Source organism: Faecalibacillus intestinalis (assembly GCF_015097455.1).
Taxonomy (GTDB): Bacteria; Bacillota_I; Bacilli_A; order Erysipelotrichales; family Coprobacillaceae; genus Faecalibacillus; species Faecalibacillus intestinalis.
Genome location: NZ_AP024085.1, coordinates 223,478 through 240,368 on the forward strand (window position 1 = coordinate 223,478; position 16,891 = coordinate 240,368).

14 protein-coding genes are annotated in these 16,891 nt (G+C 30.7%); 11 read left to right on the forward strand and 3 right to left on the reverse strand.

The features are described 5' to 3' along the window. Nucleotides 1-83 precede the first annotated feature (83 nt). The 3 genes from Fi14EGH31_RS01170 to Fi14EGH31_RS01180 are packed head-to-tail and all read left to right on the forward strand — an operon-like array spanning nt 84 to nt 3,068. Nucleotides 84-701 (forward strand): YczE/YyaS/YitT family protein, encoded by a 618-nt coding sequence (locus tag Fi14EGH31_RS01170; protein ID WP_107030181.1) that lies wholly within the window; start codon nt 84-86, stop codon nt 699-701. A gap of 42 nt (nt 702-743) precedes the next feature. Then, nucleotides 744-1,580 carry an AraC family transcriptional regulator gene (locus tag Fi14EGH31_RS01175; protein ID WP_118748928.1) on the forward strand — a complete coding sequence of 279 codons (837 nt, stop codon included), beginning with the start codon at nt 744-746 and terminating at the stop codon, nt 1,578-1,580. A 54-nt stretch (nt 1,581-1,634) separates the two neighbouring features. Beyond that, the gene (locus tag Fi14EGH31_RS01180) at nt 1,635-3,068 is read left to right on the forward strand and encodes a prolyl oligopeptidase family serine peptidase (protein ID WP_200765048.1); all 1,434 of its coding nucleotides are present in this window, start codon (nt 1,635-1,637) and stop codon (nt 3,066-3,068) included. Nucleotides 3,069-3,176: 108 nt separating this feature from the next. Here Fi14EGH31_RS01180 and Fi14EGH31_RS01185 read toward each other — a convergent pair whose 3' ends face one another. The 3 genes from Fi14EGH31_RS01185 to Fi14EGH31_RS01195 all read right to left on the reverse strand — a co-directional run bounded on the left by Fi14EGH31_RS01185 (nt 3,177) and on the right by Fi14EGH31_RS01195 (nt 7,160). Further along, nucleotides 3,177-4,595 (reverse strand): glycoside hydrolase family 1 protein, encoded by a 1,419-nt coding sequence (locus Fi14EGH31_RS01185; RefSeq protein ID WP_117783018.1) that lies wholly within the window; start codon nt 4,593-4,595, stop codon nt 3,177-3,179. A gap of 86 nt (nt 4,596-4,681) precedes the next feature. Next, the gene (gene abc-f / locus Fi14EGH31_RS01190; protein WP_117347604.1) at nt 4,682-6,532 is read right to left on the reverse strand and encodes a ribosomal protection-like ABC-F family protein; all 1,851 of its coding nucleotides are present in this window, start codon (nt 6,530-6,532) and stop codon (nt 4,682-4,684) included. A gap of 40 nt (nt 6,533-6,572) precedes the next feature. Then, nucleotides 6,573-7,160: a TetR/AcrR family transcriptional regulator gene (locus Fi14EGH31_RS01195; protein ID WP_227352046.1), complete on the reverse strand. Its 588-nt coding sequence runs from the start codon at nt 7,158-7,160 to the stop codon at nt 6,573-6,575. A gap of 156 nt (nt 7,161-7,316) precedes the next feature. On the opposite strand from Fi14EGH31_RS01195, the gene Fi14EGH31_RS01200 reads away from it, so the two are divergent. From Fi14EGH31_RS01200 to Fi14EGH31_RS01235, 8 genes are all read left to right on the forward strand, one after another. After that, a complete protein-coding gene (locus Fi14EGH31_RS01200) occupies nt 7,317-9,233 on the forward strand; it encodes an NAD(P)/FAD-dependent oxidoreductase (RefSeq protein ID WP_117788541.1) in 1,917 nt (638 codons plus the stop codon). 12 nt (nt 9,234-9,245) lie between these two features. Continuing rightward, nucleotides 9,246-10,007, forward strand: coding sequence for an SDR family NAD(P)-dependent oxidoreductase (locus Fi14EGH31_RS01205; protein WP_107030188.1), 762 nt, complete (start codon nt 9,246-9,248; stop codon nt 10,005-10,007). Between the two features lie 223 nt (nt 10,008-10,230). After that, on the forward strand, nt 10,231-11,826 hold the full coding sequence (locus tag Fi14EGH31_RS01210; RefSeq protein WP_200765049.1) for an ABC transporter substrate-binding protein: 1,596 nt from the start codon (nt 10,231-10,233) through the stop codon (nt 11,824-11,826). A gap of 84 nt (nt 11,827-11,910) precedes the next feature. Continuing rightward, nucleotides 11,911-12,843: an ABC transporter permease gene (locus Fi14EGH31_RS01215; RefSeq protein WP_234697815.1), complete on the forward strand. Its 933-nt coding sequence runs from the start codon at nt 11,911-11,913 to the stop codon at nt 12,841-12,843. 1 nt (nt 12,844) lies between these two features. After that, entirely contained in the window at nt 12,845-13,714 is an 870-nt protein-coding gene (locus tag Fi14EGH31_RS01220; RefSeq protein WP_022001689.1) for an ABC transporter permease, read from the forward strand. 14 nt (nt 13,715-13,728) lie between these two features. Continuing rightward, a complete protein-coding gene (locus tag Fi14EGH31_RS01225; RefSeq protein WP_022001688.1) occupies nt 13,729-14,742 on the forward strand; it encodes an ABC transporter ATP-binding protein in 1,014 nt (337 codons plus the stop codon). Next, complete coding sequence (locus Fi14EGH31_RS01230; protein ID WP_107030190.1) at nt 14,732-15,718, forward strand: ABC transporter ATP-binding protein; 987 nt, start codon at nt 14,732-14,734, stop codon at nt 15,716-15,718. Before Fi14EGH31_RS01225 ends, Fi14EGH31_RS01230 begins: the two co-directional genes overlap by 11 nt. A 15-nt stretch (nt 15,719-15,733) precedes the next feature. After that, on the forward strand, nt 15,734-16,774 hold the full coding sequence (locus Fi14EGH31_RS01235) for a M42 family metallopeptidase (RefSeq protein WP_200765051.1): 1,041 nt from the start codon (nt 15,734-15,736) through the stop codon (nt 16,772-16,774). The last annotated feature ends 117 nt before the right edge of the window (nt 16,775-16,891 follow it).

The following is a 16,891-nucleotide window of genomic DNA, read 5'->3' on the forward strand; positions in this document are numbered from 1 at the left end:
ACTTATAGTTATTATAATATGAAATAATAATATTGGAAAGTTATTAAAGAGGTTTATAAAATAAGAATGAAAAGAGGGATGATATGAAAAGATATTTATATTATTTATTAGGAATGAATATATTAGTTTTAGGGATTACATGTAATACATTATCTGATTTAGGAGTAGGGGCCTTTAGTACACTTCCTTATGCGGTAAGTTTTTTAACTTTTCTAACATTTGGACAAGCAAATATTGTTTTTTATTTAATCTTCGTTTGTATTCAAATGATTCTTGAAAGAAAAATCAGTATGAAGTTTATTTTAGAAATTCCGTTTTCTTTTATTTTTGGTTTTTTGGTAGATTTATATCAATACATAATACCTACAATAAATTTGAATTTTTATACACAAATCCTTGTGTTATTAATAGGGAATACGTGTTGTGCAATAGGTGTGTATTTTATGATTAAAGGAAATTTAATTATGACACCTGTTGATGGTTTGGTATTAAGTATTTCAGAAGTTTTCCATAGACCTTATTCTTTATGTAAGAACATCTTTGATATTAGTATGATTCTAGCAACAATCATTATTTGTCTTATTTGTCATAGTTCTATTTATGGTGTTGGTATAGGAACTGTATTTTCAGCTTTCTACATAGGGCGTGTAATAAGCGTTTTAGAAAATTTTAAATTTAAGACATATAAAAAATGCTATTAAAAAATAATAACTCAATTGATTGAATTTTAAGTCGGAGGGAAAATGCAAAAAATATATTATGAAATAACAAAAACAATGAATAATTTACCTATAAGTATTTGTCCTCATAAAAAAAGCCCATGTAAAATTTGTACAGCACATTGGCATAGGTCTTTAGAATTATCAATAGTGTTTGAAGGAAAAGTTATTTTTTTTAATGATGGGGTGAAAAGGATTCGTTATAAAAATGAAGTGAATATATCAAATTGTGAAGAAATTCATTATTCTATACCTCAATATAAAGAATTTGATGAAAAAATTGTAGGATATACAATGCATATAAATTACGGATTTTTAAAGAAAATGATACCTGATATTAAGAATATATATTTCAATATTGACGAGCCGTTTTTAAATAAGAAAATAACAAAATATATGATGGATATTTATAGCTTTTATATAAGTAATCAATCTACCAAATATATGAACATATTAATGGTGACACTGGAAATGTTAATTTTTTTATACGAAAATTGTAAAAATGAACGTAAAATGATTAAAACAGAAAAGACAAGAGATATATTAGAATATGTTAATAACCACTATAATGAAGAATTGCTTGTATATGAGGTAGCAAAACGTTTTGGATATTCTAGAGAGTATTTTTCAAGATTTTTTAAAAAAGAAATAGGTATTTCATTTAAAGATTATTTAACTCAATATAGATTAAATAAATCGCTAATTGAGTTAGAATTGAATAACAAAACAATTACTGATATTGCGTTTAATACAGGATTTTCTAACGAAACACAATACATTAATTCTTTTAAAAAAATATTTAAATTGACACCAGGACAATATAGAAAGTCACATATTAATGACGATAAAGTCACTAAATAAATATAATTTATCTATTATTTTCTATATATTTTAAATATAGAAAGGAAGGGTATCATGAAAAAAATTACAACTTATTTATTTAGTATGATGTTGTTGTTCTCTTTTGCAGTTATTCCAGTTTATGCATTAGATGGACAAAACGTTAATTTTGATTTACATTCTATAGTTTATGATGATGGAGAAGCTATAGATTCTGTTGTTTTGAAAACATCTAATCTAGAAATTGATCATAGTAAGATAACAAAAGATATGTTTAAAGTTCATGCAACAGGAACAACAGTATATTCTAGTCAACTTGAAAATGAATTTTTTGGTCCTAATTCTCAATCTGGTTTACAACATTGTGGATTATATGATGAAGAAAGAGAAGTTGAAAGTGTAGAAGAAAAAAATGGAAATATTATTTTACACTTAGTGACCAATAAAGAAACAAAAGGGAAAAACACATTAGATTTTACAGCAAATTTTACAACGTTAAAAGGATGTAATTCTTTATTGAATATAAAGTATGAAATTACTTTGAATAAGGGATTACCATTAAAAGATGGAAGTGAATTAAGTAATATTCAATTTTTACAAAATGAAAAAATCATAAATGAAGAAATTGATAAATTTAGCGCAGGTGAATCAAATGGGTTAAAATATCAATTTTATACACCTAATAATGCAAATGATGGGAATAAACACCCACTTATAGTATGGTTTCATGGAGGTGGAGAATCTGGATTTAGAGGATTGCACTATAATAATCTTTCTCAATTAAAAGCAAATAGAGGAGCTGTTGCTTTAGCAAGCGATGAAGCACAAAATATTTTTAATGGAGCATATGTATTGGCACCTCAAACTCCACATGAATGGTCAGAAAATATTGATGATTCAACAAAATTGATTAATAATATTATAAAAAATAATAATATTGATTCAAATAGAATATATTCTTATGGATGTTCAGCAGGAGGATATATGGCATTAGATATGGTTGTACATAATCCAAATTTATTTGCTGCAGTAGTATCAACATGTCCAGCTATTGATCAACAAAACATAAAGACATATGGTGAAGGTAGAATAATTACAGATGAAGAGATAAAATCAATTAATATACCAACATGGGTTATTCAAGCTAAAGATGATACAACAGTTAAATACGAAGAAAGTGCATTAAGAGTTTATACTTTATTAAAAGATAAAGGTGCTATATTAACTACATATGAAACAGGTGGACATAGTTCTTGGATTCATACAGCTAAAAATGAGCCAGCAAATAATGGAGAACATTTATGGCAATGGACAGCTAAACAATCTTTAAATGATGAAATAAAAACACCTGTAGAAAATACGATAAAAAATGAACCTGTTAAAAAAACAAGTGCAGTTAAAACAGGCGATACAAACCATGTTTATTTATATGTTGTAACAGGAAGTATTAGTATGGCTGTAATGGCTGAGTATATTCACAATAAAAATAAAAAATCTATAACAAAATAATTAAAATATTACTAAAAAATTACGAAGCAATAATTCGTAATTTTTTGCTTTATAATAGTAGAAAAAGAAGCTTAACAAAGTTAAACTTCTTTTTAAAATACTTAATTATTAGTCAGTTAAATCTTCTCCGTTAGAAGCAATCACTTTTTTATACCAATAGAATGAATCTTTTTTATAACGATCTAATGTTTTTAAATCAAATTCATCACGATCTACATAAATAAATCCATAACGTTTAACCATACCTTCATGAGTAGAAATTAAGTCAATTGCTGACCATGGACAATATCCCATCATTTCTGCTCCATCAGAAATAGCTAAATGAATTTGTTCGATGTGTTTTCTTAGATATTCAATTCTGTATTGATCATGAACTTTACCATCTTCAGTTAAAGTATCATAAGCTCCTAAACCATTTTCAGTAACGATCATTGGTAAGCGATATCTTGAATACATTTCACGAATTGTTGCTCTGAATCCCATAGGATCGATTTCCCAACCGAATTCAGTAGTTGGTAAGTTAGGGTTTTTATATCCTCTATAAACACCTTTTTCACCACGAGCAGTTTGTTGATCTGCACCTGGATCTAATTTTTCAGTTCCATCACTTGCTTCTACAGTAGCAGTATTATAATAGTTGAAACCGATGAAATCAGGATGACCACTCTTTAATGCTTCCTCGTCACCTTCACCAAATTCAGGACATGCATCATTTTCTTCTAAATAAGCCCACACTAAGTTGTTATAAACACCATAAACAGCCATATCTAAGTATAACCAGTTTCTAATAGCGTTGTAGTTTTGTGCAGCTAAAACATCTTCTGGTTTACAGCTTGCTGGGTAAACTAATGAAATATTTGGAGCTGGTCCAATTTTAGCACCTGGTAACATTTCATGACATAAAGCCATCGCTTTTGCTTGTGCTACTAACATATGGTGGTTTTGTTGGTAAGTTTCTTTTAAAACATTTGTACATCCTTCAGGAATCATTAATGTTCCAATAACAGGACCAACTAAAGTTAACATATTTTGTTCATTGATTGTTAACCAATATTTAACTCTATCACCAAAGTTTTCAAACATAACTTTTGCGAAGTTTAAGAACCAATCGATTGAGTCTCTGTTTCCCCATGATCCACGTTCATCTAATGCTGCAGGCATATCGAAATGGAACATAGTTACTAATGGTTCAATTCCATATTTTAAACATTCATTGATGACATTGTTGTAGTATTCAATCCCTTTAGGGTTGATAGCCCCTGTTCCTTCAGGAATAATTCTTGACCAAGAAATTGAGAAACGGTAAGTTTTGAATCCCATTTCTGCCATTAAAGCGATATCTTCTTTATATCTATGATATTGATCAGCACAGACTTTTAAATCAGAAGTTCCTTCTGGTACGACTTTTACGTCTTGACATGATGGACCTTTTCCATCTTCTAAACTAGCACCTTCTACTTGATAAGCACTTGTACTTGCTCCCCAAAGGAAATCTTTAGGAAATGGTTTTAAAGTTTTGTGTAACATTTATATATCCTCCTTAAATTCAATGGTATTATACATAATTTATAAAAATATATTTATTTTTTTTAAAATATGAAAAAATAGAACAGTTACGATTGTAGCTGTTCCCATTTTTCCATGATTTCCATTAATTCCATTTCTTTTTCATCAATAGAATCAGTAATTTCATTATATTTTTTATAATTATTCATGACTTCTTCACTTGTTAGTTCCTCTTTTAAAGAATTAATTTCTTTTTCTAAAGAATCAATCGTTCTTTCAAGCTTTTTAATTTCATTCTTTGTTTTTTTATCAATGATCTGTCTTTGTCTTGCTTCGGTAACCACTTTTTGTGTTGTCTCTACAACAGGTGTCTTTTGAGCTAAATAATCATCATAATTACCATTATAAGAAAGACATTGATCTTTTTGTACTTCAATCACACGCGTTGCAATTTTGTTTATAAAATAACGATCATGACTAATAAATAAAATTGTACCTTCAAAACTCTTTAAAGCCTCTTCTAAAACTTCTTTAGATGAAATATCTAAGTGGTTAGTAGGTTCATCAAGAATTAAGAAGTTGGCTTGTTTTAATAAAACTTCTGTTAAAACAACACGTCCTCTTTCTCCACCAGAAAGCATGGCAATATCTTTAAAGACATCATCGCCTCTAAAGTTAAACATAGCAAGGGTACTTCTAATTTCTTGATTAGTCATACGTGGATAACAATCACTAATTTCATCAAAAATTGTTTTGTTATAGTTTAAAGATTCATGTTCTTGATCATAGTAAGCCATTTCTACATGACTACCAAAACGTATTTTTCCATGATCAATAGGAAGTTGACCTACAAGGGCTTTAAATAAAGTTGTTTTACCAACCCCATTTTCCCCTACAATAGCCACACGTTCTCCTTTTTTAATATCAAGATTACAGTGTTCAAAAACCATTTGATCATAACGCATTGATAAATCAGTGACTTTTAAAACATCATAACCTGATTCAATAGCTGGTGTAAATTGAACAGTGATGGCACTTGGTAAATTTTCTGGTCGATCAATACGTTCAATCTTTGCAAGTTGTTTTTCTTTGGATTCTGCACGTTTAATACTTTTTTCACGATTGAATGATTTTAATGTATCAATACTTTCTTGTATTTTTTTTATTTCTTTTTGTTGATTGATATAGTGTTTTAAATCAATAGCACGTTGTGTTCTTTTTTGAATAGAATATTCTTCATAGCGACAATTATAACTGTGACTTTTTCCATTTTCTATTTCAATAATCTTATTAGAAACAACATCAATAAAATAACGGTCATGGCTGACCACAATCAAAGCATTTTTATAACCCTTTAAATAGTTTTCTAAAAAGGAAATAGCTTGACTATCTAAATGGTTGGTTGGTTCATCTAAAACCAAAAGTTTAGGCTCTTCTAATAAAAGCTTGGCAAGACAAAGTCTGGTTTTTTGACCACCAGATAGTTCATAAACATATTTTTGAAAATCTTCTTCAACAAAGCCCATTCCTTTTAAAACACCAACAATACGACTAGGATAACTGAAACCATCTTTTTCATTAAATCTATTTGTAAGTGAATCATATTCATTCATGACTTGATCACTATGATCATAAGCCATGATGCCTTCTAATTCACGCATACGATTTTCTATTTTAATCAAAGGTTCAAAGACTTCTAAAGCACATTCATAGATGGTTTTATTCATATCTAAATCATGATGTTGTTTTAAATAACCTACATTTAAATCACGACTTTTAAATAAATCACCACTATCATAACTTTCTTCACCAATTAAGATATTTAAAATCGTTGTTTTACCAGCACCATTGACACCAATAATCGCAATCTTATCATGATCATCTACTTTAAAACTTATATCTTTCAACAAATCAATTCCTTGAAATGATTTCTTTATATTTGAACATTCTATCAACATTTTTTATCACCTCGACTATTCTATCAATAAAATAAAAGGTTTACAAATACTCTTTATATAAATCTTGATAAGCAGGATCAACTTCTAATAAAGCATTCATACTTAAATAAAAAGATTCATCAAAACATTTTTCTTCTTTTTTAATACACCATAAAGCTTCATGACCTGTAAAAGTATGAGCTAAAGCTTGGTAAAGAAATTCAGGATTGGAAAGATTGTGAATTTCTTTATTTTTTTGAGCTTTTTTTATGATGATGATACATAGTTTTGTAAGATTTTCTCTCATCGCAAAGCTATTTCTATTTTCTTTTAAATTAGCGATAAACATTTGACTAAATAAATCGTAACCATATTTCTTTGTATCTTTAATTAAAGTTGAAAATACAATCAGTAATTGTTGATAGTGACTATCACTATCAACAAGTTTATAAGTATCTTTAACAAGATGATCAATCGTTGAATCATAAAGATCTAAAATAAGATCTTCTTTATTACTTATATATTTATATAAAGTAGGTTTAGTAATATTTAATTCATTACAGATATCTTGGATGGTTACATTATTATATCCTTTATCTAAAAAAAGCTTAACTGCAGTATCTGATATTTCTTCTCTCGTAATTTTCATAAAATTCTCCTTAAAAATAATATAACATATATTTCATGTAAAGAGTTTGTTAAAAAATTCACTTTTATTCATTGAAAGCGTTGACATTTAATTTTAGAGTTTTATAATTTACTTAAGTTAAATAAACATTTACTATGGTATGAGGAGGGAAAAGAAATGGCTAAGAGTTTATTTGATAAGACATACATAGGAAAAATGAAATTAAAAAACAGAATTTTCATGTCACCTATGGGAACGACAGGAGAAGCTGATGGAGCTTACTGTAATGAAGGTATTGATTATTTTGAAGAAAGAGCAAAAGGTGGCGCTGGTTTAATTATTACAGGTGCTAACGTTGTTTCAACAAAATATGAACCAAGACCATGTACAGAACTTTCTGATTTCCATCATGTAGAAAGATTAAATATGTTAATTGAAAGATGTCATGCTTATGGTGCAAAAGTCTGTGTACAATTATCACCAGGTTTAGGACGTCAACAATTTACTGATCCTTTTACACCACCTTATAGTGCGGGTAGTGTAGGTGCATTCTGGTTCCCAGATTTAATTTGTAAACCTTTTTCAAAAGAAGATATTCATTATTTAGTAGAAAAAGTAGGGTACAGTGCTTCACTTGCTGTAAATGCTGGTGCAGACTGCGTTGAATTACATGCGTATGGAGGATATTTATTAGATCAATTCCATTCTGTTCAATGGAATAATAGAACAGATGAATATGGTGGAACACTTGAAAATCGTATGCGTTTTACATTGGAATGTATTGAAGCAATTAAAAAGAATGTTCCAGATACAATGCCAGTACTTGTTAAATTTACACCACATCAAAGAGTAGAAGGCTTTAGAACCATTGATGAAGGTATTGAAATGGCTAAAATCTTAGAAAAAGCAGGTGTTGATGCTTTACATGTTGATACCGGATGTTATGAAGAATGGTTCCAAGCGATTACAACTGTTTATAGTAAAGAAGGATATAAACTTGATGTACAAAAAGCAATTAAAGATATTGTAAGTGTTCCAGTATTAGGTGATGGTAATTTAAAAGATCCTGAAGTAGCTAAAAAAGCTGTTGAAGATGGTATTTTAGATTATGTAGGACTTGCTCATCAAATGTTAGCTGATCCATATTGGCCTAAAAAAGTTAAAGCACATCATGAAGAAGATATCGCTCCATGTGTTGGATGTAATGAATGTTTACTTGCTGGATTTAGTGGAAAACACTACTATTGTGCGGTAAACCCATTATGTTATGCAGAAAAAGCTTATGCTTTACCACTTCCAAATGGTCAAAAACGTAATGTATTAGTTATTGGTGGAGGTCCAGCTGGCATGATGGCTGCCATTACTGCAAAACGCCGTGGTTTTGATGTTGATTTATATGAAAAAGAAGATAAATTAGGTGGAACTTTATGGCCTGCAGGTGGTCCTGATTTTAAAGCGGATGTTTTAAAATTAATTAAATACTTAGAAACACAATGTAAAAAACTAGATGTGAATATTCATTTAAATTCACCTATTACTAAAGACAATCTTGAAGGAGATTATGACAAAGTTATTTTAGCTGCTGGTTCAACTCCTGCTATGCCACCAATTCCAGGTATTGATACCACAGTTCTTGCGAGTGATTATTTAACACATCAAGCAACAGTTGGTAAAAAAGTCGTTGTTATCGGTGCTGGACTTGCTGGTACGGAAGCAGCTTGTGATATTGCAGGAAAAGATGGAGATGTCACATTAGTTGAAATGTGTCCAGATATCTTATTTACAGCTAATCACTGCTTAAATAATGATCAACACTTAAGAAAAATGGTTAAAGATCGTGGTGTTAAAGTAGAAGCAAACGCTAAAGTAACAAATATTACACCAACAAGTGTTACATTTGAAAGAGATGGAAAAACAATGACGCTTGAATGTGATACTGTTTTAAATGCTGTTGGATTTAGACCTAATAATCAATTAGAAGATTTATTAGATGAAAAATATGATGAAGTTGCTGTTATTGGAGATGCTGTTGCACCAAGAAAAATTTTAACTGCAATTCATGAGGGATATCATGCAATCCGTGTGATGGAATAGGAGATATTAAAGATGATTAGTTTTGATTTAACAGGGAAAGTAGCGGTTGTTACAGGAGCTTCAAGTGGGCTTGGACAACAATTTGCAAGAGCATTAAGTGAACAAGGATGCGATGTCGCTATCCTTGCACGTAGAAAAGAAAGATTAGAAGAATTTTCTAAAGAATTAAAACAAAATGGACATGATTGTTTACCTGTTTCATGTGATGTTACAGATGAAGAAAGTATTAAAAATGCGGTTAAAGCTGTCGTCGATCATTTTGGAAAAATTGATATTCTTGTAAATAATGCTGGTGTTGTTGAATACTCAAGTGGTCTTCATGATCATACAACAGCCCAATGGGATAAAGTTTTAGATACAGATTTAAAAGGTGTTTTCCTCATGGCAAGAGAAGTTTCAACTATTATGATGAAACAAAAATATGGAAGAATTATTAATATTTCATCGGTTGGTGGTATTCAAGCTGGACCTGCTCAAGTAAGTTATTTTGCGGCTAAAGGTGGGGTTGTTAACCTTACAAAAGCCATGGCAGGAGATCTAGCACCTTATGGTATTCTTGTTAATGCGATTGCACCAGGTGTCTATGATACAGAAATGACACATGATGCTTTAGATGCACCAGGTTCTCTTGTTTTAAAAAACAGAGTAGCTCTTAAGAGATTTGGTCGTGAAGGTGAAATGAACGGAGCACTTATCTATTTTGCAAGTGACGCTTGTACTTATACAACAGGACAATTACTTGTTATTGATGGTGGAATGACAAGTATGCTTTAAAATGAAAAACAATATCCATGTGGATTGGATATTGTTTTTTTGCATAAACAAGAACATTTTTTGCAAAAAAACATAAAATAATAAGGTATGAAATTAGATAATTGTTTTCAATTGTATACAAAAATGCAATATGCTGTTGAAATCAAGAAACCCCTTTGATATAATACAAAGGTACTTTAAGAAAGTTTAAGTAGGGAATTGTTAAAACTAGGAGGAAAGGGAAATGAACTTATTAAAGAAATCTTTATCTGTTCTTGCTGTTGCTGCAATGGCTGTATCCTTAGCTGGATGTGGTGGTTCAAGTAGCTCAAGCAAAAGTACAGAAAGTGGCGAAAAAGTATTTCGCTTTGGTCAATCTAATCCAAAAGTTGGTTTAGATATGCAAACTAACACTACTTCAGGGGCTTCTTCTGTTGCTGACAACGTATTAGAGGGATTATATCGTTGGAATGATGATAATAAAGAAGAATGTGTTCTTGCTAAAGATATGCCAGAGGTATCTGATGATGGATTAACTTATACAATTACACTTAAAAAAGGTGTTAAATTCTCAGATGGTTCTGATTTAACTACTGAAGATGTTAAATATACATTCGAAAGAATGTTTACACCAGCAACAGGATGTACAAATACATATATGTACAACATGATTACTGGTGCTCAAGATATGTTAGATGGTAAAGCTACTGAATTAAGTGGTTTTGAAACAGTTGATGATTACACTTTTAAATTACATATTGATTACAAATTTGCGCCATTTGTTGCTAACTTAGGTATGGACTATGCTTCAATTTATCCTTCAGATGCATGTGCTGCTGCTGGTGAAAACTGGGGTAAAGGAACTAACTTAATTGGTACTGGTCCTTATGTAATTAAAGAAAATGATGAACAAACTAAAGTTGTAATGGTACCAAATAAAAAATATCATGGTAAAAAAGCTAACTTAGATCGTTTAGAAATTGTTTATATTGATGATGCAAGTACAAAAATGATGGAATATGAACAAGGTAACATTGATATGTGTGACTTAGATACTTCATTATTAGATCAATATAAAGATAGTGATTTAAAAGATGAAATTACTCAAGTAACTCCATTAGGTACATATTTCTTATCAATTAAAGATAATGATCCAGTATTAAGTAATAAAGCAGTTAGAGAAGCAATCTCATTAGCTATTAACCGTAAAGAATTATGTAGTACTGTATTAAATGGTGCTGCTGAACCAGCTTCATCATTCTTAAATCCAAGTGTTCCAGGTCATGATGACAAATTAAAAACTTATGAACATAACGTTAAAAAAGCTAAACAAGTTTTAGCTGATGCAGGTATTTCAAACCCTACATTTACTTGCAAAGTTAGACAAAAAGAAGAAAAAATCGCTACTGCATTACAAGCTTACTTAAAAGAAGCTGGAATTACTATGAATGTAGAAACAATTGATGCAGGTATTTGGTCTTCAGCTAGAGCTGCTGGTGAATTACAAGCTACAGTTCTTGGTTGGTTCCCATTATATGCAGATGCTGATAACCAAATGTATACTTATTACTATTCAGAAAACGCTGTAGGAAAAGGTGTATTCTACAATAATCCTGAATTCGATTCATTAATGAAAGAAGCTCGAGAATCAAATGATTCTGATAAACGTGTTGAATTATACAAAAAAGCAGATTATATCTTATCTCGTGAAGATTATGGAACAATTCCATTATATTATGGTAAGTTACAATTTGTTGCTAAACCATATGTAAAAAATGCTAAATTAGGAAACTTAATTTATCATTTATATAACATTGATATTGATTTATCTAAAAAATAGTAAATGAAATTAAATAAGTGTTAATCATATATGGAATGCAGCAATGCATTCCATATATTTATTGTAGGAAAAAGGAGGAAAAATATGACGAAGTATTTACTAAAACGTGTATTACAAGCTATTGGTGTCGTTTTTTGTATTTCGTTAATCACATTCTTTGTGTTAAACATTGTGCCTGGTAATCCAGTTGAAATCATGTTAGGTGAGTTCGCTGATCAAACAACGATTGCACGTGTTACACATGAAATGGGATTAGACCAACCAATTTATATTCAATATTTCAGCTGGTTAGGAAATATGCTTCAAGGAAACTTTGGAACATCATATTTCCAAAATAAACCAGTAATTGATATTTTAACAAGTTCATTTTTAGTAACGGCTAAGCTTGCTGGTATTGCTTATATATTAGCTGTTGTTTTAGGAATAGTAGTAGGTGTTGTGGCTGCCGTTAATCATGGTAAGTGGGTTGATTCAGCTTTAATGACAATTTCTGTATTTGGTATTTCAGCTCCCGCATTCTGGATTGCTATCATTTTACAAATTGTTATCTGTTTGAAATTTAATTTATTACCTTTATCAGGTATTGATAGTTTTAAATCATTTATCTTACCAGGTATTGCCTTAGGTACAAGATATGCAGCAAGTATTGCTCGTATTACAAGAACAAGTATGTTAGATGTTTTATCACAAGATTACATTCGTACAGCTGAAGCTAAAGGCTTAAAAGGTTGGGTTGTTACAATTAAACATGCTTTACGTAATGCGTTAATTCCAATTATTACAATTGCAGGATCTGATTTAGGAAACATCTTAACAGGATCTGTCTTAGTAGAATCTGTATTTTCAATTCCGGGAATTGGAAAAATGTTAGTAGATAGTATTAATACACGTGATTTACCAATCGTCCAAGGTGGCGTGATGTATATTGCGGTTATTTGTGTCATTATGTATTTAGTAGTTGATTTACTTTATACAGTAGTCGACCCAAGAATTCGTTTAGGAAAGGAGTCATCATAAAATGTTTAAAAAGAAAAAAGATCAAACATATCAAAGTTATTGGTCAATCAGTTGGAACATTTTCAAGAAAAATAAAGTAGCAATGGTATGTTTGTTCATCGTTATTCTTTTATGCTTAATTGCTTTATTTGCACCATTGATTGCTCCTTATGATCCAAACAAACAGGTTCTTACAGATCGTTTAATGAAACCTTGCGGACAACATTGGTTTGGTACAGATGATTTAGGAAGAGATATTTTTTCAAGAATTATTTATGGATGCCGTGTTTCTTTAAGTGTTGGTATCATTTCACAAATTATTGCGACAGTTATTGGGTATACGATGGGTGTTTGTGCCGGATATTTTGGTGGAAAAGTAGATTCTGTTATTTCATTTTTAATTCAAGTATTTTCATCTTTTCCATTCTTATTATTTGCGATGGCCATCATGTTCGTTTTAGGACCAGGTTTAATTAACCTTTACTTAGCGCTTGGCCTTTTAGGTTGGGCTTCAACAGCCAGACTTATCCGTGGGGATGTTATGCGTCTTAAAAAGATGGAATACATCGATGCATGTAAAGTCAGCGGTGGAAATAGTTTTAGAATTATTATGAAGCATTTATTACCTAACTGTTTATCAACATTAATCGTTACTGTAACATTAGGTATTCCAAATGCAATTATGTCAGAAGCATCATTAAGCTTTTTAGGTTTAGGTGTTAAAGCACCAATGGCAAGCTGGGGTTCAATGATTAGTTTTTCACAGCCATATATTCGTAGTGCAACATACTATTCAGTAATTCCAGGGTTAGCTATTATTATTACAGTATTAGCGTTCAATATGTTAGGTGATGGATTAAGAGATGCGCTTGATCCAAAATTAAGATCGTAAAAAGGGGAAAAGATATGAGTGAAAATAAAGAATTATTAGAAGTCAAAGATCTTGGTATTACCTTCTTTACAGATCGTGGAGCGCTTCCTGCTGTACAAGAAGTAAGTTTTAATATCAAACCAGGAGAAACTTTAGGAGTTGTTGGAGAATCTGGTTGTGGTAAAAGTATGACAGCTTTATCATTAATGCAATTAATACCATCTCCTCCAGGTAAAATTACTGCTGGTGAAATTATGTATAAAGGAGAAGATTTATTAAAGAAATCTCCTAAAGAAATGAGAGATATTCGTGGTAAAGAAATCTCAATGATTTTCCAAGAGCCAATGACATCTTTAAATCCAGTTATTACTGTTGGAAAACAAATTATGGAAGCTGTTTTAACTCATGAAAAAATGAGTAAACAAGAAGCTAAAGAACGTGCTTTAGAAATGATTAAACTTGTAGGTATTCCAATGCCTGAAAAAGTATTTGCTTCTTGTCCCCATCAATTGTCTGGTGGGATGAGACAAAGAATCATGATTGCTATGGCACTTTCATGTAATCCATCATTATTGATTTGTGATGAACCTACAACAGCATTAGACGTTACAATTCAAGCACAAATCTTAAAATTAATTAATAAAATGAAAAAAGAATTAAATACAGCCGTATTATTAATTACACATGATATGGGTGTTATTTCAGAAATGGCAGATAACGTAATCGTTATGTATGCAGGTAAGATCGTAGAATATACAAATGTAGAAGATTTATTTAAAAATCCTTTACATCCTTATACTATTGGTCTAAGAAGATCAATCCCTGATATCGATAGCGATGATCAAGAAGAATTGGAAGTTATTCCTGGTTCTGTACCAATGCTTTATGAACTTCCAAAAGGATGTTTCTTCGCACCACGTTGTAAACATGCCAAAGAAATCTGTCATCAAGAATGTCCAGCAATGATGGAACATGGTGAAAACCATTTAGTTCGTTGTTGGAAATATCATGAAAGATGGAATAAGGAGGATGTAGAAAATGGAAAATAATCAAGACGTTTTATTAAAAGTAGAACATTTAAAGAAATATTATTCTATTAAATCATCTTCTTTAAGAGGTAAAAAAAGCGTTGTTAAAGCGGTAGATGATATTAGCTTTGATGTTAAAATAGGAGAAACTTTTGGGATTGTTGGTGAATCAGGATGTGGTAAATCAACAATGGGTAAAAGTGTAATCCGTTTAATTGAACCAACTGAAGGAAAAGTGATCTTAGATGGTCAAGATTTTACAAGCTTAAAAGGTAAAGAATTACAAGAAGCACGTGATAAAATCAAATTGATTTTCCAAGATCCTTATGCTTCTTTAAATCCACGTATGACAGTTAAAGATATTATTGCTGAACCAATTGATATCGCTAAATGTTATAAAACAAAAGAAGAACGTGATGCACGTGTTGTGGAAGTTATGAAACAAGTTGGTTTAAATTTAGACTACATGTATCGTTATCCTCATGAATTCTCAGGAGGACAAAGACAACGTATTGGTATTGCCCGTGCAATTGCTTTACAACCAAAATTGATTATTTGTGATGAACCTGTTTCAGCATTAGATGTTTCAATTCAAGCAAAAATCATTAACTTATTAAATGAATTACAAGAAAAAATGGGTATTGCTTATATCTTCATTTCCCATGACTTAAGTGTTGTAAAACATATTGCTGATAGAGTAGGGGTTATGTATTTAGGTAATATGATGGAAATGGCTGATACAGAATCACTTTATGCCAAACCATTACATCCTTATACTCAAGCATTATTTTCAGCAATTCCAAGAATTGGAAAAGAAAGAATCGAAGATAAACAAATATTAGGTGGCGATGTGCCAAGTCCAGCCAACCCACCAAAAGGATGTCGTTTCTGTACAAGATGTCCGAAAGTAATGGATATTTGTAAAACAGAGAGACCCGATTTTAAAGAAGTAGAACCAGGTCATTTCTGCGCATGTCATTTATATGATAAAAAGTAAAAGGGGTATTATAAAATGGAAATGAATATTAACAAAAATGAATTAGTTGAATTATGTAAAGAATTTATTGATGTACCAAGTCCAGTTAGTTATTATGAAGAAGTTTTCCCTTTATTAGAAAAAAAAGCTGCTGAATTTGGATTAGAAGTAACTTATGATCGTAAAAGAACAGCTTACATTACTTTAGAAGGAGAAGATAATTCTAAAACAGTATGTTTGGGTGCTCACTTAGATACAATTGGTTTAGTTGTTCGTCATATTGATGATAACGGTCATTTAATTGTAAGACAATTAGGTGGTGTTAACTACCATAGTATGGAAGGTGAAGGTGTTACTCTTATTACAAGAGATGGACGCAAATATAGAGGTATGGTTATTTGTAAAGCTCACTCAGTTCATGTATTTGAAGATGCTAGAACAATGCCAAGAGATGAAGATCATATGGAAGTTATCTTACATGAAGATGTTCATTCTAAAGAAGAAGTTATGGCTTTAGGTATTGATCATGGTGATGTGATCTCTGTAGATCCTCATTTCGAATATACACCATCAGGATATGTTGTTTCACGTTATATTGATGATAAAGCTGCAGTTGCTGCATTAATCGAAATGATGGCTTACTTCAAAAGAAATAACTTAAAACCAAAATATCGTACATTATTAGCTTTCCCAATTTATGAAGAAATCGGACACGGTGGAGCTTATGTACCAGAAGAAGTAGAAGAATATGTTGCTTTAGATATTGGATTAATTGGGCCTGATTATCATGCTGATGAAAAAACAGTAAGTATCTGTGCTAAAGATAACTATTCTCCATATGACAGAGAACTTACTACAAGAATTATCAACCAAGCTAAAAAAACAAACTTATATTATTGTGTTGATGTTTTCTTCCATTATGGAACAGACGCTAATGCTGCAATTCGTGCAGGTAATAATGTTTATGCTGCAGCATTTGGTATGGCTGTGATCAATTCACATGGTAAAGAACGTTGTCATATTGATTCAATCGTAGATACAACAAAACTTGCGATTGCATATGCCTTAGATTTATAAAAAAAGCGGAGCTTTTGCTCCCTTTTTAAATGATTGATAACTGTATACAATATACAATTTTAATGGAATATACGTAAAAAAATCCCTTTATTTACTTAGAATGTATTTACAATAATA

What these genes read in the sequence shown, in the direction of transcription:
- Fi14EGH31_RS01180 (WP_200765048.1), top strand. Translation starts at nt 1,635, where the DNA reads ATGAAAAAAATTACAACTTATTTATTTAGTATGATGTTGTTGTTCTCT.
- Fi14EGH31_RS01185 (WP_117783018.1), bottom strand. Translation starts at nt 4,595, where the DNA reads ATGTTACACAAAACTTTAAAACCATTTCCTAAAGATTTCCTTTGGGGA.
- Fi14EGH31_RS01215 (WP_234697815.1), top strand. Translation starts at nt 11,911, where the DNA reads ATGACGAAGTATTTACTAAAACGTGTATTACAAGCTATTGGTGTCGTT.
- Fi14EGH31_RS01175 (WP_118748928.1), top strand. Translation starts at nt 744, where the DNA reads ATGCAAAAAATATATTATGAAATAACAAAAACAATGAATAATTTACCT.
- Fi14EGH31_RS01200 (WP_117788541.1), top strand. Translation starts at nt 7,317, where the DNA reads ATGGCTAAGAGTTTATTTGATAAGACATACATAGGAAAAATGAAATTA.
- abc-f (WP_117347604.1), bottom strand. Translation starts at nt 6,532, where the DNA reads ATGTTGATAGAATGTTCAAATATAAAGAAATCATTTCAAGGAATTGAT.
- Fi14EGH31_RS01235 (WP_200765051.1), top strand. Translation starts at nt 15,734, where the DNA reads ATGGAAATGAATATTAACAAAAATGAATTAGTTGAATTATGTAAAGAA.
- Fi14EGH31_RS01205 (WP_107030188.1), top strand. Translation starts at nt 9,246, where the DNA reads ATGATTAGTTTTGATTTAACAGGGAAAGTAGCGGTTGTTACAGGAGCT.
- Fi14EGH31_RS01210 (WP_200765049.1), top strand. Translation starts at nt 10,231, where the DNA reads ATGAACTTATTAAAGAAATCTTTATCTGTTCTTGCTGTTGCTGCAATG.
- Fi14EGH31_RS01230 (WP_107030190.1), top strand. Translation starts at nt 14,732, where the DNA reads ATGGAAAATAATCAAGACGTTTTATTAAAAGTAGAACATTTAAAGAAA.
- Fi14EGH31_RS01225 (WP_022001688.1), top strand. Translation starts at nt 13,729, where the DNA reads ATGAGTGAAAATAAAGAATTATTAGAAGTCAAAGATCTTGGTATTACC.
- Fi14EGH31_RS01220 (WP_022001689.1), top strand. Translation starts at nt 12,845, where the DNA reads ATGTTTAAAAAGAAAAAAGATCAAACATATCAAAGTTATTGGTCAATC.
- Fi14EGH31_RS01170 (WP_107030181.1), top strand. Translation starts at nt 84, where the DNA reads ATGAAAAGATATTTATATTATTTATTAGGAATGAATATATTAGTTTTA.
- Fi14EGH31_RS01195 (WP_227352046.1), bottom strand. Translation starts at nt 7,160, where the DNA reads ATGAAAATTACGAGAGAAGAAATATCAGATACTGCAGTTAAGCTTTTT.